18 protein-coding genes and 1 pseudogene are annotated in these 20187 nt (G+C 68.0%); 7 read left to right on the top strand and 12 right to left on the bottom strand.

The window, feature by feature from the left end; genetic code table 11:
• Positions 1-202 precede the first annotated feature (202 nt).
• Together AB0B98_RS11755 and AB0B98_RS11750 are read right to left on the bottom strand one after the other, a co-directional pair.
• Positions 203-1165, bottom strand: coding sequence for a hypothetical protein (locus AB0B98_RS11755; protein WP_357362313.1), 963 nt, complete (start codon positions 1163-1165; stop codon positions 203-205).
• Between the two features lie 306 nt (positions 1166-1471).
• Positions 1472-1540, bottom strand: a pseudogene (locus AB0B98_RS11750) (DUF4291 domain-containing protein); the annotation flags it as partial.
• Between the two features lie 13 nt (positions 1541-1553).
• On the opposite strand from AB0B98_RS11750, the gene AB0B98_RS11745 reads away from it, so the two are divergent.
• Positions 1554-1751, top strand: a complete 198-nt coding sequence (locus AB0B98_RS11745; RefSeq protein ID WP_357362311.1) for a hypothetical protein — start codon at positions 1554-1556, stop codon at positions 1749-1751.
• A gap of 337 nt (positions 1752-2088) precedes the next feature.
• Here AB0B98_RS11745 and AB0B98_RS11740 read toward each other — a convergent pair whose 3' ends face one another.
• Positions 2089-2862: an alpha/beta hydrolase gene (locus AB0B98_RS11740; protein WP_357362309.1), complete on the bottom strand. Its 774-nt coding sequence runs from the start codon at positions 2860-2862 to the stop codon at positions 2089-2091.
• A 150-nt stretch (positions 2863-3012) separates the two neighbouring features.
• Between AB0B98_RS11740 and AB0B98_RS11735 the strand changes: the two genes are divergently transcribed.
• The gene (locus tag AB0B98_RS11735; RefSeq protein ID WP_357362308.1) at positions 3013-3621 is read left to right on the top strand and encodes a TetR/AcrR family transcriptional regulator; all 609 of its coding nucleotides are present in this window, start codon (positions 3013-3015) and stop codon (positions 3619-3621) included.
• A 154-nt stretch (positions 3622-3775) separates the two neighbouring features.
• Here AB0B98_RS11735 and AB0B98_RS11730 read toward each other — a convergent pair whose 3' ends face one another.
• The 4 genes from AB0B98_RS11730 to AB0B98_RS11715 form a co-directional block, all read right to left on the bottom strand.
• Entirely contained in the window at positions 3776-5215 is a 1440-nt protein-coding gene (locus AB0B98_RS11730) for an NAD(P)/FAD-dependent oxidoreductase (RefSeq protein WP_357362306.1), read from the bottom strand.
• 1 nt (position 5216) lies between these two features.
• The gene (locus tag AB0B98_RS11725) at positions 5217-5774 is read right to left on the bottom strand and encodes a hypothetical protein (protein ID WP_238668569.1); all 558 of its coding nucleotides are present in this window, start codon (positions 5772-5774) and stop codon (positions 5217-5219) included.
• Between the two features lie 81 nt (positions 5775-5855).
• Positions 5856-6155, bottom strand: a complete 300-nt coding sequence (locus AB0B98_RS11720; RefSeq protein WP_357362304.1) for a hypothetical protein — start codon at positions 6153-6155, stop codon at positions 5856-5858.
• A 237-nt stretch (positions 6156-6392) separates the two neighbouring features.
• Positions 6393-7628, bottom strand: a complete 1236-nt coding sequence (locus AB0B98_RS11715; RefSeq protein ID WP_357362302.1) for a low temperature requirement protein A — start codon at positions 7626-7628, stop codon at positions 6393-6395.
• 309 nt (positions 7629-7937) lie between these two features.
• Here AB0B98_RS11715 and AB0B98_RS11710 point away from each other — a divergent pair, with 309 nt between their 5' ends.
• Positions 7938-9182, top strand: coding sequence for a PQQ-dependent sugar dehydrogenase (locus AB0B98_RS11710; RefSeq protein ID WP_357362300.1), 1245 nt, complete (start codon positions 7938-7940; stop codon positions 9180-9182).
• A gap of 114 nt (positions 9183-9296) precedes the next feature.
• Here the strand turns inward: AB0B98_RS11710 and AB0B98_RS11705 are convergent, their stop codons facing one another.
• Positions 9297-9989 carry a hypothetical protein gene (locus tag AB0B98_RS11705; protein ID WP_357362299.1) on the bottom strand — a complete coding sequence of 231 codons (693 nt, stop codon included), beginning with the start codon at positions 9987-9989 and terminating at the stop codon, positions 9297-9299.
• Between the two features lie 153 nt (positions 9990-10142).
• Here AB0B98_RS11705 and AB0B98_RS11700 point away from each other — a divergent pair, with 153 nt between their 5' ends.
• The 3 genes from AB0B98_RS11700 to AB0B98_RS11690 all read left to right on the top strand — a co-directional run bounded on the left by AB0B98_RS11700 (position 10143) and on the right by AB0B98_RS11690 (position 15540).
• Positions 10143-10745, top strand: a complete 603-nt coding sequence (locus tag AB0B98_RS11700) for a DinB family protein (protein WP_357362298.1) — start codon at positions 10143-10145, stop codon at positions 10743-10745.
• 739 nt (positions 10746-11484) lie between these two features.
• Entirely contained in the window at positions 11485-14856 is a 3372-nt protein-coding gene (locus AB0B98_RS11695; RefSeq protein WP_357362296.1) for a helicase-related protein, read from the top strand.
• Positions 14857-15540: a hypothetical protein gene (locus tag AB0B98_RS11690; RefSeq protein WP_357362294.1), complete on the top strand. Its 684-nt coding sequence runs from the start codon at positions 14857-14859 to the stop codon at positions 15538-15540.
• 71 nt (positions 15541-15611) lie between these two features.
• On the opposite strand, the gene AB0B98_RS11685 is transcribed toward AB0B98_RS11690, so the two are convergent.
• Both AB0B98_RS11685 and AB0B98_RS11680 read right to left on the bottom strand, forming a co-directional pair.
• The gene (locus AB0B98_RS11685) at positions 15612-16373 is read right to left on the bottom strand and encodes a hypothetical protein (RefSeq protein WP_357362292.1); all 762 of its coding nucleotides are present in this window, start codon (positions 16371-16373) and stop codon (positions 15612-15614) included.
• Positions 16374-16512: 139 nt separating this feature from the next.
• On the bottom strand, positions 16513-16854 hold the full coding sequence (locus tag AB0B98_RS11680; protein WP_357362291.1) for a VOC family protein: 342 nt from the start codon (positions 16852-16854) through the stop codon (positions 16513-16515).
• A 196-nt stretch (positions 16855-17050) separates the two neighbouring features.
• Here AB0B98_RS11680 and AB0B98_RS11675 point away from each other — a divergent pair, with 196 nt between their 5' ends.
• Positions 17051-18622 carry an LPXTG cell wall anchor domain-containing protein gene (locus tag AB0B98_RS11675; RefSeq protein WP_357362290.1) on the top strand — a complete coding sequence of 524 codons (1572 nt, stop codon included), beginning with the start codon at positions 17051-17053 and terminating at the stop codon, positions 18620-18622.
• Positions 18623-18734: 112 nt separating this feature from the next.
• Here the strand turns inward: AB0B98_RS11675 and AB0B98_RS11670 are convergent, their stop codons facing one another.
• Both AB0B98_RS11670 and AB0B98_RS11665 read right to left on the bottom strand, forming a co-directional pair.
• Complete coding sequence (locus tag AB0B98_RS11670) at positions 18735-19478, bottom strand: alpha/beta fold hydrolase (RefSeq protein WP_357362431.1); 744 nt, start codon at positions 19476-19478, stop codon at positions 18735-18737.
• A gap of 97 nt (positions 19479-19575) precedes the next feature.
• Positions 19576-20145, bottom strand: a complete 570-nt coding sequence (locus tag AB0B98_RS11665; RefSeq protein ID WP_210781253.1) for a DJ-1/PfpI family protein — start codon at positions 20143-20145, stop codon at positions 19576-19578.
• Positions 20146-20187 lie beyond the last annotated feature (42 nt).

Raw genomic sequence — 20187 nt, 5'->3', positions numbered from 1 at the left:
GCGACGGCGCCAACGAGGGCGGCTACCGCAGTGCCCAGCACGAACCACCACGCCCGATGTAACGATCCCAGCACCCGACGCAGCCGCGGTGCAGGCTGATCGCCGCCCGGTTTGTCCTGTTCCGCTACCGGACGCCCGCCCCGGACTACCTTCTTGCGGTCCGGACCGCTGGTGCCGCGCCGCCGTTTCGCTTTGCCGCCGCTCACGCCCCGGACCCCTGCCACGAACCCGCCAGCTTGCCGTCCGGGACCGACCACACGTGGCCGTACTCCGGGCCGGCCAGCAGCCAGCCGCCGTTCTCCGTGAACTCCAACTCGGTGGGGTTCACGGCCGGATTGGCTCCTGAGGCCACGGCCGGCACCTTCCAGTGTCCAACCTCCTGGGGAGGGCCCGGATCCCAAAGCACCACTTCGTCGTTCAGGGTCAGGAATGCCACGTGCCGAGCCTGCCGGTCCACTGTGCTGGTCAGGGTGCTACCGCAGGCGCAGGGCCGCCACTGGAATGTCTGCTCGTCCGGCACCCAAACCAGGAAGCCTTCTTGACCGGCGATAACCACCCGCTTTCCGCCGTTGACCACGGCCAGCCCTGCTACGTCCAAGATGACACCCGGATCACTCGGGACCTCGATGCTCGACGGAAGGGGCGAGACGATCTCACGGCGACTGTGCAGATCGTGGAGCCAGTAGCGACTGTTGTCCCGCTCATCGAACAGTTCGACCACCAGATGGCCGCTGTCGGCCGAAAAGCGTAACTTGCCGGCGCGCGGCTGGGGTTCGCCGTCCGGCCGCTTTACCTCCTCGGGCAGGGGCAGCGCCGTGGGGTCCTTCGTGGTGAAGTCGTAGAGGACCACCGAGTCCGGTAGTCCGACCGCGAGGTATCGCCCGTCGGGAGAGAAGTCCATGCTGATCCGGGCGTCTTCGGCGCCGGTGCCGAACCGGTCGAACTCGGCACCGTCGGCGGTGGAGACAACCACCCAGTCGCCGGCCAGCCGTGCCTGATACTTACCGTCCCGGGTGAGCTGGGCGCCGGCGAGACTCCGACGGGCCAGGTCGAACTCAGGACCGGGCGGCGCCGCGCTGCTGACCGACGGCTCGACGATCTGATCGGTGCCGTCCAGTCGAGTCGGCCCCGGTTCGGTGGTGCAACCGGCAAGCAGCAGACTCACCAGTCCGGCGACCATGGCCCGCGTTGGCCAGGCTCTCGCCGGCGCCCGGCAAGCCGACGGTGCCGCGCGCGGGGGATGGCGCCGACCCGCCAGCGCGCCGACCCGCTCGGACAGCCGGAGCGGTTGGCGCGGGTCGCACATCGCCGCCGATTGCCACAGCACCAGTGCGCCTCCAGTGATCCACTGTGGTCACTCATTTCGCTCAGGCATTCTATCCTTTGGCGTCGATTCGCCCGGATGGCAGAATACTGACAGTTCGCTACTCGATGGTGTTGACAGTCCAACAACGCATTCAGACGCAGGGACCTCAGGGTCCCACTGCACCCGGACGGGGCTGGGCTTCAACCCCCGCGACCAGGTCGCCTTGTCGCCGTGCGCGGGGGCGGTAGTGACTGACAGAGCGTTTCGCATCGCCGTCGCCACCAGCGGCGAGTTCGGGGACGTCCGATTCACCCGACGCACCGGCGGCGGCGACCTGTTCGTCAACCCGCTGATGGCGATCTACTTCGCCGTCGGTCTCGACAAACTCGCGGCCCGATGCCTCTACCTCGACCCACCATCGCCTCGACACCGGGTCTTGGAATGATGACCAGGTCAGAGCACCAAAAGTATCGGCCGCCCCCAACCTCCCCGGTCCCAGCCCACCGTTGCAGGAGACGACCGATCTCACCCGTCGTCATGAACGTGGCGTAACGATGGGTACCGTCAGCAAGGTACAGGTGCGCATCGATGTTGTCGGCAGTCTCGGGCTCGTCGTCCTGGCCGGCCATGAACTGAACACGAGCGCCCTCGACCACGCGGTCCCATTCCGCTGTCTGACTCACCGAAGCATCATCGCAGCTTCGGACGCTCGGCTTGGGTACCGTTCTGCTCGGCACCGACAGCGGTGGAATGAATCGGACCGCCGCTGTCGGCAAGCCTGGTCAGCCCCGGCGACTCATGGACATTTGCATCGAGCGTGCGGTGGCGCGGGCGGCGGTGTCGATGAGGTCTGCGACCGGGCCGGGTTGCGAGACCGCCACCGCGTGGGAGGCGGCGATCTCCACCGCCGTGGATCCCGCCCTGTCGGCCAGGAATCGCTGCAAGTCTGGCGGAATGCCCAGGTCCTGGGTGGTGATCAGGGTCCAGGACGGGATCGTCTTCCAGGCGGCCTTCGTCACGCCCTCCTCCTGGGCGCTCGCCGAGGCGGGCCGTTGCGCTGCGGCCATGATTTCGGCGGTGCCGGGGTCGACGTCGCCGGCGAAGACCTCGGGGAACTTGTCCTGCAAGATGTACTGGTCCATTGTCATGCCGCCGTCGTCGGAGGGGACCGGCACCATGTTGATGCTGGTGGCGAGCTGACTTCCGGGGTACTTGGTGAGCAACCCGATCACACTTTCGCCCACGTCCGGGCTCACGCTGGCGACGTACACCAGGGCTTTGACGTTGGATGCGCCATCCGCGGCCTCGGTCATGACCAGCCCGCCGTAGGAATGGGCGGCCATCACTACCGGTCCGGGCAAGCTGTCCAGTAGCGCCCGCACGTAAGCGGCGTCCTTCTGCACACCGCGCAGCGGGTTGGCGACGGCGATGACCGGGTACCCCCGACGTTTGAGGTTGGCGATCACCCCATTCCAACTCGAACAGCCGGCGAACGCCCCGTGGACCAGCACAACTGTCGGCATTTCCTGGGCAGACATGTCAGAAGCAGCGCTCATCTGAGTTCCTTCCGAGGGGCTCGCCTTCCGCTGCCTGCGGTACGCAGACCGGACCCGACGAGGACGGTCGGCGGAGCATTTCCATGGAGTGCCTCGTCAAACACCCTCAGGTACAGATAAGACCGAACGTTCTGTCGCTAAGATGGGTGGATGGCGAGCGACGAACCCACTGCGCGACCCTCCGAGGCACGTCTCAAGCTTCTCCGCACGGCGACCAGGATCTTCTACGCGGAGGGCATTCACTCCGTCGGCGTCGACCGGATCATTGCCGAGGCGAAGGTGACCCGGGCTACCTTCTATCGGCACTTCCCCAGCAAGGACGACCTCATCCTCGCCTACCTGCGCGAGGTGCATCAGCTGGAGCGCGGCATGGTCGACGATGCTCTCGCCGCCAACCGGTCGCCGGTCGAGCCGCTCCTGGCCATCGCCAATTCCATCGCGCAGAACATCCAGTCCCCCGGGTTCCGTGGGTGCGCGTTCCTGAACGCCGCAGCGGAGTATCCCGACACGAACCATCCCGTGCACCAGGAACTCACTGCCCACCGGCAATGGTTCCTGGACACCATCACCACGCTCATGGCACAGGTCCACGAAGAAACGGCGGATCCCGCAGCGCGCCACTTCGTCATGCTTCGCGACGGCGCCATGGCTGCCGGATGCCTCTCCGACCCCACGTTGGTGTCCGAGACCTTCCTGCGCGGTGTCGAAGGACTCCTCAGGATCAACTCGGAGCGGCAGTCGAACGAGTCGGTCCGCTAGTCCCCGCACGGCCTCGGGCTGGGCCACCCCGGGTAGGGGGATGACCCAGCTCCTCGGTGATGCCGCCACAGGTTGAACCCGCCCCCGCTCGGTGGGCTTCGTCTCCCTCTCGCCGCAGCGGGTGCCCGGCCGGCGACGGCACGGACGGCTCAGGTCAGCGGCCGTACGCCTCCAGCAGGCGTAGCCAGACCTCGCTGACCGTCGGGTACGCGGGCACGGCGTGCCACAGCCGCTCCAGTGGGACCTCACCGACGATGGCGATGGTCGCGGCATGGATCAGTTCCGCGACGTCCGGGCCGACGAGGGTGACGCCGACGATCACCCGTCGGTCCTCGTCCACGACCATCCGGGCATGCCCCTGGTAGCCGTCGGCATGCAGCGCGGCCCCGGCGACGGCGGCCAGGTCGTAGTCGACGACCCGGATCCGCACTCCGGCGGCCTCGGCGGCGGCTGCGGTCAGCCCCACCGACGCGATCTCCGGGTCGGTGAAGACGACCTGCGGCACGGCGCGCTCGTCAGCGGTGGCGACGTGCCGACCCCACGGGCGGTCGTCTGCCGCTTCGCCGGTGGCCCGCGCCACGATCACGTCGCCCACCGCGCGAGCCTGGTACTTGCCCTGGTGGGTCAGGAGCACACGCCGGTTGACGTCCCCGGCCGCGTACAGCCATCCGTCGCCGACCAACGCGCCGGTGCCGTCGACCACCCGCAGGGTGTCGTCGACAGTGAGCCAGGCGCCCGGCTGCAGGCCGATCCGGTCGAGGCCGATGTCGTGCGTGTTCGGCGTACGGCCGATCGCGACGAGGATCTCGTCGGCCTCGACCTGTGTGCCGTCGGTGAGCGTGATGTGCACAGTGCCGTCGCCGTCGCGGTTCACCGACGTGGCCTCGGCACCGCGTTGGACCGACACGCCAGCCTCCCGCAGCGACTGCGTGACCCGCTCGCCGACGAACGGCTCCGCCGCAGTGAGCACTCCGTCGCGGACGAGCATCGTCACCGCCGACCCGAGGCCGGCGTACGCGGTCGCCATCTCCGTGGCCACCACGCCACCACCGATGATGGCGAGCCGGCCGGGAACCTCGCTCGCGGCGGCTGCCTCACGGCTGGTCCACGGTGCCGCCGCGCGCAGACCGGCGATGTCCGGCACCAGTGCGCCGGTTCCGGTCGCGATGACGACCGCGTGTCGGGCGGTGAGCGAGGTGGTGGCGCCGTCCGCGTCGATCACCTCGACGATCCGGTCGGAGCCGATCCGCCCCTGGCCCCGATACAGGGCGATCCCCGCGGAGTCCAGCCAGGACACCTGCCCGTCGTCCTTCCAGTGCGAGGCGACGGCGTCCCGGCGGCGCAGCACGGCCTTCGCGTCCAGCTCGCCGGTCACCGCCTCGCGCGCCCCGGGCAGCTGGCGAGCCGCCCGGAGCGCGGCCTGGCTGCGCAGCAATGCCTTGGTCGGCATGCAGGCCCAGTACGAGCACTCGCCACCCACCAGTTCCCGCTCGACGATCGCGGCGGTCAGGCCGCCCTGCACGACGCGGTCGGCGACGTTCTCCCCCACCGGCCCCGCGCCGATGACAACGACGTCGTAGGTGGCCTTCCGCACGTCAGTGTCCCTTCGCGGCGCGGCCGAGGCGGATGGCCGCGATGAGGAAGAAGATGGCGCCGGGGATGGCGTAGCCGACCGCGTTGGTCAGCGCCGGGTTGTCCGCCGAGGCTGCCGCGACGAACGATCCACCGGCGATGACGGAGATGCCACCGCTGATGATCATCGGCCACTGGCCACCCATCTTGCGGCGGGTGACGCCCACGATCAACTGAACCAGCCCGGCCACGACCGCCCAGGCACCCCAGACGCGCAGGACCGCGGGGATGCCGGACGCGCCAGCGACGCCCAGGCCCACCGCGGCGAGCAGGCTGATCGCGACGTTCACGTACAGCAGGGTGGGCGATCCGGTGGCCCGCGACGCGCGGACGTCGACGATGGCGGCGGCCACGTCGAACAGCGGGTAGAGCACGAGCAGCGCGGCGGTGAGGGGGTTGAGGTGCTTGGCGAGTGGGAACGTCACGGCAGCCCAGACGATGGCGAAGGCGAAGCGACCGAAGTACAGCCGCCGCAGGGCGGCGGCTGTCGTCGAGATGCCGGGAACGGCAACGGTGGTCATGGTCATCCTTTCGGTGATTCCGGAGCGAAGGGGACGCCCAGCGGGGGTGCGGGCCGCCACCGGGAGGGGTAGGGCGGGGCGCTACTCGATGTCTGAGAACAGCCCCGTGATCTCCACCTGAGCGCCCTGGAGCCCACCGAAGACGGCACCGGCAACAGGCGTCGCGACTGCGGCAGCGGCGTCCTCGTAGCTGGCGAAGTACAAGTCGAGCGTCCGGTACGCGGGAGTGGGTGTGCCGTCCTCCTTCGGCCACACCTTGGCCGACTCGACCCGCTGAAGCTTCGGGAACGTCTCCGCGGCCCGGCGTACGTCGGCGTAGACCTTTTCGAACTCGTCCGGGTCGGTGGGGTTGCCGATGATGACGGTGATCTTGGTGGGCATGGCGGTCTCCTTCAGGTGCAGCCGTACACCCGGCCAGCGCCAGGTAGAACGAACGTTCTGTCTGTGAGAACAGTACCCACCCGACCCCCCGCCGTCAATACCGACCGTTCTATCTAGGGGGCTGCGGTGGCGTTGTCTCGCTCTCCACCACCAGCACGGTTCGACGTGAACGCGCGGTGCGTGCCTGGTCGGGCGGTTACGCGACGAAACGGGCTACCGCGGCGAGCGAGCTCCGCGTCACGCCTCGGAGTCGCGATCTTCGGACGTCTCTCGTCCGATCGGCGAGGCGGAAACCTCCTGCGGCCGACCCCGCCTGCGCAGCGCGTCCAGGAGCGCGACCAGGGCCAGCACTCCGGCCACCACGCTCAGCCCCGCCATCGGCGCCCAACGGGCCAGCAACGGCGTGAACAGCAGCAGGGCAGCCAGGCCGATGATCTGGGGTCGGGACGCATGGTCGAAGATCTCGTACTCCAGCCGCGTACGGGCGACCAGGAAGAGCATCGGACCGCCCACCACGAACAGCAGCCAACTGGGTCGAGGCTGCCCGAACGGATGATCGATCACCAGCTCGTATCCGACCGCCGTGACGAGCACGCTGAGCACGATCAACAGATGCGTCCGCTCCGACACCGCGCCCAGCCGGCCAGGCATACCCGCCCGGCCGAACGCCTCCGTCAGCAGCAGACCGGCACGGTAGAAGTAGATCCGCCAGAGCAGCGCGCTGGTGGCGAACGCGACAGTGAAGGCGGCTGCCCGCTCCGCGGAGTAGTCCGCGCCGCTGAAGACCACGCCGACAACCAGAATCGACTCACCGAGCGCGATGAGGAACATCTGCTGGTAGCGGTCCGCGAGGTGAGTCCCCGCAATCCGCCACCGCCCCACCTTCGAGACGCCGAGCCACGGCAGCGGCCAGCCCAATGTCCAGGCGAGGTAGTCGACAGCAAGGGCGACGACCCACAGCGGCAGGCGGAGGTGATCCGGGCCCAACGCGCCGGCCAGCCACAGCGGGGCGCTCGCCAGAGCCCACACGACAAGCCGGAACGGCACCAGCCGTCGCGGATGGCCACGCAGCGCGACGGCGACCACGAGCGGCCGCACCACCATCACCATCAGGTACGCGACCACGAACGGCAGCGCTCGCTCCTCCATGGCGCGGGGCAGCGTCACCGCCATGATCAGGCCGGCGAACATGGTGCCGACCACGACGGCCTGAATGACCGGCCGCTCCGGCTCGTAGCGGCTGGTGATCCAGGCGGTGTGCGACCAGATCAACCAGAGCGCCAGAAAGAGCAGCAGGGTACGCCCGAACCCCGTGACGAGCGCCCAACCGGTGTCATCGGCCAACCCGGCGAATCGTTGCGAGACCCGGGTGAGGGCCACAACGAAGGCCAGATCGAAGAACAGCTCCAGGAACGTCGCCCGACCCGAACTCACCGGGGGACGCAGCAGCTCGGCACCCCGCCCCGCCGCCATCGTCCGCCTCCGTCCGCCCCTCGCTACCAACGAGCCGGCCACCAGCGGAGTTGCGTCAACGACCGTCTGGAGTCTGGCGTGGCACCGCACTACGGACAGGAGTGACCGGTGCTGCCACGACTCCTGCGGCGTGCGTCGGCGAAGGGAATCCGTGCCGTCCTCCGCTCGCCGCTCCCCAGGCCGCAGTGCGGGAACCAGCCGCCATCTCGAACGGGACGCGCAGCCATCGGTTGGATATCGATCTCAACCAATGTATCGTGGGAACGCTCCCAGACCGCGTCCACCACCCACCTGCTCGAGGAGCTGAACATGTCACGACGACGTCGTCGCCCGGCCGCCATGCTGGCCGGGTTGCTCGCTCTGGCCCTGGCTGCGTCCCTGTCGCCACCGACACCGATCGCCGGCACCGCCGCAGCCGGCCCATCCAAGACCCGTGCTGTGCCACTCACCGAGCTGACCGTGGTATCCGAACAGGTGGCTTTCGGTCTGCAGCGTCCGATCGCGATCACCGGGCTGCCGGACGGCCGGATGCTGATCGCGGAGAAGAACGGCACCGTCCGCGCCTACCACCCCGACACCGGATTGGCGGCCGAGCCGGTGCTCGACCTGACCGCCCGGATCGACACGTCGGACAACGAGCGCGGCCTGCTCGGCATCACTCCGGCGCCGAACTTCGCGCGGACCGGGATGCTCTACGTGGCCTACACGAGCCTGCCGGCCGGCGCGCTGACCCTGGCGCGGGTGCCCATCAACGCTCCCGACCGGGTGCAGGTGCTGCTCACCCAGGAGCACGCCGACTACGGCAACCACAACGGCGGACAGGTGGCCTTCGGCCGCGACGGCTACCTCTACTGGTCCCTCGGCGACGGTGGCTACGCGAACGACCCCTACAAGAGCGGCCAGAACCTCGGCACCCTGCTCGGCAAGATTCTGCGGATCGACGTCAACCGCAGCTGCGGGGGAAAGCCCTACTGCGTGCCCTACGACAACCCGTTCGTCCGCACCTCGGGCGCGCGGCCGGAAATCTGGGTCTACGGGCTGCGCAATCCGTGGAAGTTCTCCATCGACCCGGCCGACAACTCGCTGTGGATCGGTGACGTCGGCCAGGGTCTGATCGAGGAGATCAACCACGTCCGCCCGTCGCAGCGTGGCGCGAACCTCGGCTGGTCCTGTCGAGAGGGCACGCCGGTCTTCGACGAGACGCAGTGCCGTCCGGGCGTGCGGCTCACCGACCCGATCGTCGAGTACGACCACTACATGACGGAGAACTGCTCCATCATCGGCGGCTTGGTGTACCGGGGGTCCGTCACCCCGGAGGCGCGGGGCACCTACATCGCCAGCGACTACTGCTCGACCCGTGCTTTCGCCGTGCGTCCCAAGTCCACGGGTGGCTACGAGTCCGCTGAGATCGGCACCTTCCCCACCCAGCCGACGGCGTTCGGCGCCGACGTGAACGGCGAGCTGTACGTGCTCAGTGACCTCCCGGGATGGCTGAGCAAGGTGCGGTTCGAGCGGGTCCAGCCGACGCCCACCGGCGGGGCGACGATCCGCTGAACCGCGGGACATGCCCTTGATACCCGCGCTACCTCCGGGGACGGCCGCGTTCGGCGGCCGTCCCCGGCCCACTCCGACGGCGGGCTACCACCACGCGTTCGGCCCGGCCTCGGCCTAGAAAAGGGTCTGCTGTGACGGATCGCCGGCCTCTTGATCAGGCTGGCAGCGCCCCCGCTCGGAGTCGGTCGCGCCCCACCAGCTCGTACGATCGGGATCAAGGTGTGGCGGCTCAAGGCTTCCGTTGAGCCACCCGTCGAGCCAGTCCACAAGAGAGATTCCCTCCGGGTAGAACGAGTGCTCGCCAAGGCCCGAGTTCGGGTCGAAGCCCCACATCACCGCTCGCTGGCCCGCGCAATCGACGTACGAGTAGATCGCACATCCCCAGTAGGCGATCGGCAGCAAGCCGGCGGGTTCTCGTGGATGGAGCCGATCGATCGCCGTACGTCCGAGATCGTCCGTGCAACCGCCCGCAACTCCCAGCACGGGACCGAAGCCGCCATTGGCGACCTCCACATAGATGCGTCGCAGCAGCGGCGGCAGCGGATGCCCAAGCACCCCTTCAACGTCGTTCACAGCTTGAACGGAGGCAGGTTGAAGGGGAGGCAGCGGGTCGACGGCGTCGGCTGCCAACGCGGCAAGGTGTTCCCGCGATCCACGTGCCACCAGCCACCGGGTGTCCTCGGGCATGGGATTCACCATCCACCTGCCGTTCGCGTCAAGGGAGCCGGGGCGGATGCACACGTCATCGCTGTAGTCGCGAGCTGCCACGCGAGCGGCGATGCGCTGAAATACCTCGTCTTCGCGCATCCGCCCAGTATCGTTCGCCGGCCGGCCCGGCCGATGCCCGCCGCAGGCCGCCAGCAGGCCGAGGCCGACCGACGCGGCCCACTCGCGGCCCACGGTCGGCGACGGCGTCCGCCAGGGGCGCAGCCACGTCTGCGCTGTAGGTAACGTGCGGGAATGACAAGGAGCGAACGAATCGCCGACCAGCTGGACCGCCACTGGCACAAGAACCTGCGGCCGCGGCTGCACGGTCTTGGCGATGAGGAGTACTTCTGGGAGCCGGTGCGTGGCTGCTGGAGCATCCGCCCACGTGGCACGTCGACCGCACCGATGTCGGCAGGTTCAGGAGAGTGGACGATGGACTTCGCCTCCCCTGCCCCGGCGCCGGCGTCGGTGACCACGATCGCCTGGCGACTGGCGCACATCATCGTTTCCTGCCTGGGCTACCGGGTCGGGTGGCACTTCGGCGGCCAGGACGTCGACTCCCAGACGTTCGCCTACGCGGGGACCGCTGACGAGGCGCTGAGACAGCTCGACGAGATGTATGGGAGATGGAACGCGGGGGTCCGCGAGCTCTCCGACGCCGACCTGGAGAATCCGCCCACCGTGGGTCCGGAGCGGTTTCCCATGGAGGGCATCGTCCTGCACGTCAACAGGGAGCTGATCCATCACGGTGCCGAGATCTCCCTGCTGCGCGACCTCTACCGCTGGCGGGGCGAAGCCGTACCGCGAGCAGTGGATCGGCAAGCGGCTCCGAGCCTCGTAGCGTTCCCGGAATGAGCAGGAGCGACGAGCGTGACATGGTCGCCCTCTTCTGGGCGCAGCGACGTCCGTGAGCCAGCCTTCCGCAGGGGACCGTGAGCGAAGCAATGGTGTAGCGACCAGCAGTACGAGCACCACCGCTCACTGCTGGACGGCGTGATGGTCCGGTGGGTTGTCACCGAGGAGGATCTCCCGGCTTGGCCTGCTCTGAAATCGAAGCGCTGGCGTCCGCGCAAGCACAGCTGATCGGTGCCGCTCAGTCAGGTCATCTGACCGCCAAAACCATCCACATGATGATTCTTTCGGCCCCACCAGATCGGTCAGTCAGACACACCTGAACGTCGTCCAACCCCCGTCGATCAAGCCCTTTCCGGCAGTCCGGAACGCACCTAGATTGGTGCGGTGCCTGCCAATTTCTCAATCTCCCGGCCACAGGCACACATACGCCGTCGTACGGCTGAACCGCGCGACGACGCCACGGATCCGGCCGGGCCTCGGCAGCATCCGGGCCCTCAGGACAGTCGGGGCTGTGGCCCCGGCCGGACCGCGATCCTGCACACCAGGTCCGCCCCTCGGCCCTTCGCCACGTTCGCCGGTGCCCTCGGTCCGGCCCTCGCGACGGCGGTCGCCACTGGTCGGGGGCCCCGCACGGTGGCAGCCCTCCGCCGGTCCGAACGTTCGGAGCAGAAGGCGTGATGGCGTTGCCGCAGGACGGACAGGGCTACGGACCAGTCCGCGTCGACCACGGAGGATGACAGTGCGCGCGCTCGTTGGAGCAGGCCGGCGGATGTTTCCGGATCCAGGTGTCCTCGCGGTCACGCATGGGTACCACCCGCTGGTTACGGATGCGACCGCCATGCTCGCCACCGGGCTCTTCACTGACGTACTTACTCTTGGCGCCGATCTGCCCGATCCTGCGGGAGCAGTCGAGCGGGTCAGGCAGATCGCCGCTCCGACGGTCAGCCTGCCTGAGGGTGTCTACTGGTTCGGGGGCCTGGATCCGACTCCGTTGCTCGTGGTCACCTCGGGTGCGATGCCCGGTGCGGGGATCCACGAGCCGGCTACCGAGGTGGCCGAGGACTCGCCCGTGGCGTCCGCGCTGGGCTGGTTCGATCACCTCTGGGACAGCGCCGACGAGGTGCCGCTGCCCCAGTTCGACGTCACCGATGAGGTGATCACCCGAGCTGGCCAGGACGGCATGATCAAGTCCCGTCTGTTCGCGCACGGTCGCTGGATCTACCAGGTCTTCGCCGGCAGCCGTGTCCAGCGTGTCGAAGAGGGTGCGCTGCTGCCGAGGCCGACGGTCGACTCCCCCGACGCATGGGTGCGCACCGAGCCCGCCCCCGCCGAGCGTCTCGCCGCCACCCTGACGAGGGCGAAGCTGGAAAAGCAGTTCACCGATACGGTCTTCTCGTTCCGGGCGACGCGGACCATTTTCCGGCCGTACCAGTTCAAGCCGGTGATGAAGTTGCTGAGCACCGGCTCACTGCGGTTGCTCATCGCGGACGAGGTCGGTCTCGGCAAGACCATCGAAGCCGGGCTGCTGTGGACTGAACTCGATGCCCGCAGGCACGCGAACCGCGTGCTCGTCGTGTGTCCCTCCGTGCTGCTTAGCAAATGGCAGCATGAGATGCGCGAGAGGTTCGGCTTCGAGTTGACCGAGCTCACCGGCGCGGGGCTGGCCGACCTCAAGGACCATCTCGAGTCGGATCGCCTGCCCAGGAGGATGGCCTGGATCTGCTCGGTGGAGCGGCTACGGGCGTGGAAAGGGTTGGCCGACATCGAGCAGCTGGGGTTCCAGCTGGATCTGGTGATCGTGGACGAGGCCCACGTCTTCCGTAACTCGAGCACCAAGAGCCACGCGTTGGGTGAGCTGTTGTCACGATGGGCGGACGCGTACGTCTTCCTTTCTGCTACTCCGGTGAACCTGCGCAACAACGATCTGTACAACCTTCTTGAGCTGTTGGTGCCTGGCGAGTTCCAGGACCTGGCGGACCTGCAGGAACGGATCGAACCCAACAGGGTCCTCAACCGGATCACAGGTTCGCTGCTCGACGTCTCGATCAGCAACGCCACACGCCGCCGCTGGCTGTCGGACCTGTCCGACAGCACGTTCGGCCGGGTCATCGCCATGCGACCCGATTTCGTTCTGCTGTGCGAGATCCTGAAGGGACCCCACCTGTCGCCGACCGACGTGGTCCAGGTGAAGCGAATCTGCAGCGAGTTGGGCGGGCTCTCGGCCCAGGTGACCCGTACCCGCAAGATCGAGGTCCAGGAGGACAAGGCGGTGCGGGAGCCGCGCCCCGTCCAGGTGCGTTGGACCCAGCCTGAGCGCGACTTCTATCAGGCATACCTGCAGTGGTGCATCGAGAGGGCGAGAGTCAAGGACACCCCGCTGCACTTCGGCATGCAGATGCCGCTCCGCCTCGCGGGCAGCTGTCTCCCCGAGGCGGCTGCGCTTGTTCTGACCTCGTGGCAGACACCAGCCGTGCACGATGAGGTCAACGCCACGGCGAAGCCATCGGCCGCCGTGCGCGGTCCGGACCTGCCACCGTCGCCTCGGCTGCGGGAGCTTGCCGCCGGCATCGACGTGGACACGAAGCTCGAGCGGCTCCTCCAGGTGATCGACGATCTGATCAACCAGGGCAAGCAGGGACTTGTCTTCACATTTTCCCGTAGGACGTTGTCCTACCTCGAGCGACATCTCCGAAGCCGGTGCAGGACCGCGGTCCTGCACGGTGGGGTGAGCAGGGACGACCGGGCCAGGGTCATGGCTGATTTCCGGGCGGGTGGTTACGACATCGTCGTGGCTACCAAGGTCGCGAGTGAGGGCCTGGACTTCGAGTTCTGCTCCGTCCTGGTCAACTACGACCTGCCATGGAATCCCATGGAGATCGAGCAACGCATAGGTCGGATCGACCGGATCGGCCAAACCGAGCAGAAGGTCGTGATCATCAATTTCACGACTCCGGGGACGATCGAGTCGGACATCCTCGAGCGAGTACTCACCAGGATCGGCATCTTCGAACACGCCATCGGGGCACTGGAACCGATCATCGAGAGCATGTGGCCCGACGTCGAGTCGTCCCTGCTCGACTTCGCGCTGACCCCAGCCCAACGCACGCAGCGCACCCAGGAGTTCCTGGCGGCCGTCGCCGAACAGAAACGGGCCGCAGACGAGATCGAGTCGGCGGCACCCCACCTCATCTCGAGTGACGGCGTCGACATCGAGGGCCTGGAGCCCGACCTGCTCGCATCCGGCCGGTATGTCGGGCAACATGAACTAGCCCTGCTCGTGAGCGACTGGGTGGGTAGCTACGACGGACGCTGCCAGATCATCGGTGACCAGGTGACCGTGATCGGCAACAGCGAACTCGCCGGCCACGTCCGCGACCTCGCACAGCGTGGCGAAAAAACCAGGTCCGAAGTGGACCGCATCCTCAGCGACCTGACACACCAGCTGCCGATTCAACTGTCCTTGGAGCAGGAGGCGTCCCGCACAAGCGGGGTGCCGCTCCTGACGGCCAACCACCCGTTGGTACGGGCGGCGTTGGGCGTACCGGGGCACCGGCAGACCAGATTCTCCGCGATCACGATGTCGGCGCGCGACGCAGAGGTGGCCCCGGGCACCTACCTCGTCCATCTGCGCATCGCCAGCTGGAACGGTGTCAGGCCGTTGCACGAGATATGGACTGTCACAGTAGACGTCCGGACCCTGAAGGTCGCCGCCGACCTGGGTGACCGGCTGATGGCGGCTGTGGCAGCCGGAAGCCTGCAACCCGCGTGGTTCGACGCTTCGATCGACCTGCTCCCCGCGCTCGACGTGAGCAGTGATCTGCTGGTCCGAAGGCAGATCCAGAGCCGGATCACCTTGGCCGCCGAGAACGAGGCGTTCCTCGCATCACGGCGACTCAGCGTCGAGCAGGTCCATCAACGGCGGGCACAGGCATTGGAGGCACGCGTCGCCACCCTTCGGGCCCGCGGCAGGCAGCGCATGGTGCCGCTCTTCGAGGCGCAGCGGCAGCGGGAGGACAGCCGCTACGCGGGCCTTCTGCAGGACATATCGGCACGATCGACGGCCATGCTCAGTACCGAGGACCTGGCCGTCTGCGTAGTGGAGGTGCAGTAGGTGGCCAAGATCAGTGACGAGGAGCTTGCGTACGAGATCGCCACCAACCGCAGCTACCTGCGGGCGTTGGAGCGACGGCTCTCCCGCAAGAACCCGGAAATCTCCGTCACCGCGAACGAGCGTTACGTCGACAACGTTCCGCGAGGTGAGCGAGCAAGCGTCGGCCCCCTCTACGGCCGAGTCGGCCTTGCTGGTCCGGACAGGGATCTCGGGCACGCTTTCTACATCGGTACGCGGTACCTCAACAGCACGGACTGGGACTATCCAGTCATCAACTGGGCCGCACGGACAGCCAAGGTGTTCTTCGACCCCCACGCCACCCATGAACCCGACACGGACGTGGTGGTGCGCCGAACACTGACGGCGCGTGGGGCAGAGGTGGTGCACGCCTCCGACGACTGGGCGGTTGCGGTGCCGGCCGACCAGTCGCCGTTCAAGCCAGGGAAGCTGCAGGTCCCTGCGGCACCGCCACGTCGGCAGGCCGGGCGCCGCACTGGCTCGACGTCGTCACCTGCCCGAACCGCCACGTCGACAGACGACCCCGCCGGGCAGGTGCCCAGAACCCGGCAGGCCACGGCACCCGCTCCGGTGCCCGGACCAAGGACATCAAGACTGACCCGGGCGAACCGCGAACTCGTCGTGGTGCACAGCAAGCCACTGCCTGAACCGCTCACACAACGCTGACCGTCTTGAAGCCACAGCGGTCGGGCCGGGTAGGTGGCTGCACCGCCATTGCCCGGGCGGAGTGCAGTCGCTCACCCCTCGATTCGGCGCGGTCCCAGAGCCCGCACCAACTCATCGATCAATGCCGGGTCCTCTTCCAGCATCCGCCTGATGCTGTCGCTCACCTGCTCCGGGCCGAGCGCGCTCTCCACGTTCAGTTCCTCGGCCCCGACGTTGCGCAGCACTCTCGCCTGTACCTCGTTGAACAGTCGTCCGTCCTCGGTGAGTAGTTGCGCCATCATCGCCGCGACGAAACGCTCCCTCGCTTCCGCCTCGCTGCCCTCGGCGCTGAAGCTCTCAAGCGCCGCAACCAGTTCTGGCGACGGTTCCCCGCCCACAGTCGACGTGACCCAGATCGGACCCGCCTCCGGGGTCGATTCGGCGGCGATGGCACCACGAGAGGTTCGTTTTCCCGACACAAAGTTCCACGTCGACCGCATGGCGGGGAGCGCCTGGTTGTTCCATGTCGACTTCACCGCTGGCACCGCCTGCTGGGTCAACGCGGTCTTCGCAGCAGGCAGCGCCTGCTGCACCAGCCACCGCTCGACATGCGGCGCGGCCGCCATGGCAGCCCTCGCGGCGGCTTCCAGAGCAAGCGTCTTGACCAGATCCTTGAATTCCGACGACTCTCGCCCCGGCCCTGCCGAACCCGTGCTGTCACCGTCCGGGATGAACGTGCCGTGGTCAACGAGCTTCCCGGCGTCATTGTATAGATTTTGGTGAAGTCCGCCCGCTTTGGACACTCCTGGGATCAGCCCATCGGGATACTCGAACCGGCCTCTGACGCTAGCCATCGCACACCATGAACGGCACTGTATCGAAGTCCTCTAGGCGCTGGAATCATACGAACGCCACTGCCCCGACCGATTTCCGGTCGGGGTATTCTGCGTGCCCGTCGCCCCTACAGGGGTCTGCGGACGTCGCCGACCTTCGTCAGACCGGCTCGCCGCCGATGCCGATCTCGTTGCCGTCCGGGTCGCGGAAGGTGGCCTTGCGGACGCCGTTGTCGTAGGTCTCGCGCCCGGCCGGCTCCAGGCCGCGCTCGGCGATCTGGGCGATACGGGCGTCGAAGTCGCTGACGAAGACGGTGTGCGTGGCGTGCCCGGCATGGTCGGGCCGCACCTCGATGAACAGGTACCGGTGCTCGGCGAGTTCCCACACCGCCTCGGTGTCGTTCGGTAGGAACGATGGCGGGGCGCCGAGGAGTCGCTCGTACCAGGCCGCCGCGGCGGCGTAGTCGCGAACGGGAATGCCCGCGAACAGATCTACGGTCATGACGCCATGCTAGGTGCCCGGCCCGGGAAGATCAGAAAAATGCCGATCGCCATGGTGCGGCGGTCGGCCGTACGACGATGCTGGCCCTCCGTTCGGCCGATATCCGCCGCTGGCGCCCGAGTGGGGCGGCACCAGCCCCTGACGGCCTCATAAGCTCCACGGGCCCCATTGATCAACCCCGCGGAGGAACCCGGTAATGCCCAAGCAACTCGCCCGACGCTGGCTTGCCGGGTTCGGCGTCGTAGGCGTGCTCCTCGCCGCCTCCGCCATCCCCGCCTTCGCCGCCCCTGCCGTCGAGGACCTCAATTTCTTCGCCGAAGATGTGGTTGTCGCCCCCGGCGGCCCTGCAAAAGGATCGAACCTCTTTGCCCGCCCCCGTACCAGCAACTCGGAGTGGGGCGAATACACCGTGAAGGTGGACCGGAGCAAGGTCGCTGGCTTCGCCGACGTGCGGGACGCCAACAGTGCTGCCCCCTGCACCGAGTCGGGTGCGATCCTCACCTGCAAGGTGGTGGCGGAGGAAAACGACTACTACACGCACATCACCATGGTCGACCTGGTCGTACGGGCGAAGAAGAGCGCCACCCTCGACCAGCAGGGCGAAATCAAGTTCACCATCACCGATAGCGGCGGCGGTTCGGCCACCTACCACTCGAGCGTCAGTATCGGTGAGGGCGTGGATCTCGCCGGCATCGAGCAAAGGCTCGAGCTGACAGGCCCCCTCGGCGGCACGCTCGACGTCCCGCTCACAGTGGCGAACCGCGGCGAGAAGGCCGTCAACAGCGTGGTGCTGTACTTCGAAGGCGGCTACGGTTACGGCCCGTCGAAGCGGTACAAGAACTGTGAGTACAGCCCCGCCGACGCCTTCCGCCACGCCTTCGCCTGCCGGTTCCCCAACACCATCGAGCCGGGCGGCGCCGCACGGCTGGACTCCAGCTTCGGTTTCACAGTGCCGACCGACGATCCGGCCCCGAACGGTCACTCCGGCGTGGCGCGCTGGTTCACGCCGGCAGACTGGGACGAGTTCCAGTCCTTCAACCGAGCGCGACTTGGCCAGCAGGGCACCGAGGGGGAGCTCAGGCTTGAGCCGGTTGGTCTGCAAAGCAGGTCGCGGCAGACAGACGTCAAAGACCAGAACAACGGTACGGGGATGAGACTCCAGGTCAGCGGTGACCAGGGGGCTGAGGTGGCGGCGCTCGTGACGCCGACGACCGCGACCGGAGAGGTCGGCGCCACGGTGGCGTTGAAGGTCGGCTACGTCAACAACGGCCCGGCGGCTGTCAACGTTGACGGAGCCAAGGATCTCCGGGCCCGTACCGTGCTCTCGCTGCCGAGTGGCGTCACGGCCGTACGGGTTCCGATGACCTGCTCGAGCCACGGCGACTGGGTGCCCGGAAAGCTTGGCGCCAAGGTGTACCACTGCATCGAGCACAAGCGCCTGGCGCAGGGCGAGAAGATGGGGTACGAGTTCGGACTGCGCCTCGACGAGGCCGGCACCCGGGCCGCCCAGGTGCAGCTGACCTTCGACGCGGGCGTGGACCTCAACCCTGCCAACGACAGCGCGAAGGTCACCATCATCGCGAGCGCTGACGGCGGGAGCGAGAACCCCGGCGGGGATGACGGCCAGGGGGGCGGGGACACCGATGGCTCGCTGCCGATCACGGGTGCCAAGGCCGGCCTGACCGCCGCCATCGGTGGCGTACTGCTCGCCGCCGGCGCTGCGGGCTTCGTGGCGACCCGCCGCCGCAGGAACCGCTTCGTCGCCTGATCTACTCGCTGCACCAGCGGTGCCCCGTCGACCTCAGGTCGTCGGGGCACCGCTGTGCGTCTCATGACCTGCCGTGACTCTGCACGGTCGTCGCCCTGGCATGCCGCAGCAGCTAGTGATCTCGGTCGAGGCGGAGGAAGCGCGACAGCAGTTGCCTGAACTCGTGCGGGTGCTCGATCGCCGGCACGTGCCCGCATCGGTCGAGCACGTGCAGACGGGCATCGGTCAGGTGTTCGAGCAGGGGCTGGGCTGCCGTCTCGATCGGGGTGATCCGGTCCTCGGCGCCGTGAACGAGCAGCACGGGCGCGCGCACCGCTGCCAGCGTTTGCGCCGAGAGGGTGAGGTCGTCGACCCACCGTGCCCTTGGAGGAGGGAACAACGACGCGAATGCGGCCTCCCCCGTTCGCATCGCGGCCGCACGGGCGTCGACGGCCGAATCGGTCACGAGCGCTTGGTCGAGGACGAGGCGACTGAGCATGTCGCGTGCCCCGAGCGGGCCGGCGGGGGCGGCCCAGACCGCGTCGAGGTCGGCGGACAGCGGCGCCCCGGGGGCGCCCATCGTCGAGACCGCCACGACACGGGTGACCTGCTGGGGGCGAGTGGCCGCCAAGGCCAGCGCCACGGCGCCGCCCATGGAGTGACCCACCACGGCGTAGTACTCGATACCGAGAGCATCCATCAGGCCCGCCGCCTGCTCCGTCCACAGCCGAAGCCCACCCCTGGAGCCCGCCGGGATGGGTGTACGGCCGAACCCCGCCTGGTCCGGGGCCACCAGGTGCCAGGACGCGCCCAGCGCCTGCGCCGTCGTTGCCCAGGCTCCGGACCCGGTCGTGCCGGGTCCGGAGCCGTGCAACATCAGCACCGCGGGCCCCGCGCCGCTCTCCAGGACGTGGACGGGGGAACCGTCCACTGTGACGGTCCGAAGTGCGGTCACCAGGGCAGGCCAGGTGTGCTCATGCCGAGGCGGGGTCGACGGACTTCGAGAAGAGCTCCATCATCGCCCTGCCGAACTGCGGCATGTCGGGCCATCCCCGGCAGGAGACGAGGTTGCCGTCCACGACGTCGGGAGCGTCGATGACCGTCGCGCCCGCGTTCTCCATGTCACCGGTGATGGGGGGAAAGCACGCCGTCTTCCGACCCTTCAGCAGCCCGTACACCGCTGGTACCTGCGCGCCGTGGCACACCAGCGCGATGGGAAGGTTGCGCGCGAAGAAGTGCTCCGTGATGCGCCTGACGTCGGCGTCGACCCGGATCCACTCGGGAGCACGTCCCCCGGGAATGATGAGGGCGTCATAGCGCTCGACGTCGACCTGGGCCCAGGGTACGTCGACCGGCAGCTTGCGGCCGTTCTTCTCCACGTAGGCGTCGGAGTTGGGGTCGAACTCGTGGATGACCAGTTGCACGTCACGCATCGTCCGTGACGAGACGTCGACGTCCCAGCCGCCCTCCTGCACGCGATAGTAGGGATACATGGTGTCGAGCTCCTCGGCGGCGTCGCCGGTCAGGAGCAGCGCTCTGGGCACCTGCTTCTCCTCGCATCTGGGGGCGGGTGAGGTGGATCCAAT

This window comes from Micromonospora sp. NPDC048947 (assembly GCF_040649495.1).
In the GTDB taxonomy this organism is placed as follows: domain Bacteria; phylum Actinomycetota; class Actinomycetes; order Mycobacteriales; family Micromonosporaceae; genus Micromonospora; species Micromonospora alfalfae.
This window is presented reverse-complemented; position numbering and strand designations above follow the sequence as displayed.

Excerpts from the sequence above, each read along its gene's own strand:
- AB0B98_RS11700 (WP_357362298.1), top strand. The coding sequence starts at position 10,143 with ATGACAAGGAGCGAACGAATCGCCGACCAGCTGGACCGCCACTGGCAC.
- AB0B98_RS11670 (WP_357362431.1), bottom strand. The coding sequence starts at position 19,478 with ATGTTGCACGGCTCCGGACCCGGCACGACCGGGTCCGGAGCCTGGGCA.
- AB0B98_RS11715 (WP_357362302.1), bottom strand. The coding sequence starts at position 7,628 with ATGGCGGCGGGGCGGGGTGCCGAGCTGCTGCGTCCCCCGGTGAGTTCG.
- AB0B98_RS11740 (WP_357362309.1), bottom strand. The coding sequence starts at position 2,862 with ATGAGCGCTGCTTCTGACATGTCTGCCCAGGAAATGCCGACAGTTGTG.
- AB0B98_RS11710 (WP_357362300.1), top strand. The coding sequence starts at position 7,938 with ATGTCACGACGACGTCGTCGCCCGGCCGCCATGCTGGCCGGGTTGCTC.
- AB0B98_RS11685 (WP_357362292.1), bottom strand. The coding sequence starts at position 16,373 with ATGGCTAGCGTCAGAGGCCGGTTCGAGTATCCCGATGGGCTGATCCCA.
- AB0B98_RS11720 (WP_357362304.1), bottom strand. The coding sequence starts at position 6,155 with ATGCCCACCAAGATCACCGTCATCATCGGCAACCCCACCGACCCGGAC.
- AB0B98_RS11680 (WP_357362291.1), bottom strand. The coding sequence starts at position 16,854 with ATGACCGTAGATCTGTTCGCGGGCATTCCCGTTCGCGACTACGCCGCC.
- AB0B98_RS11675 (WP_357362290.1), top strand. The coding sequence starts at position 17,051 with ATGCCCAAGCAACTCGCCCGACGCTGGCTTGCCGGGTTCGGCGTCGTA.
- AB0B98_RS11705 (WP_357362299.1), bottom strand. The coding sequence starts at position 9,989 with ATGCGCGAAGACGAGGTATTTCAGCGCATCGCCGCTCGCGTGGCAGCT.
- AB0B98_RS11725 (WP_238668569.1), bottom strand. The coding sequence starts at position 5,774 with ATGACCACCGTTGCCGTTCCCGGCATCTCGACGACAGCCGCCGCCCTG.
- AB0B98_RS11735 (WP_357362308.1), top strand. The coding sequence starts at position 3,013 with ATGGCGAGCGACGAACCCACTGCGCGACCCTCCGAGGCACGTCTCAAG.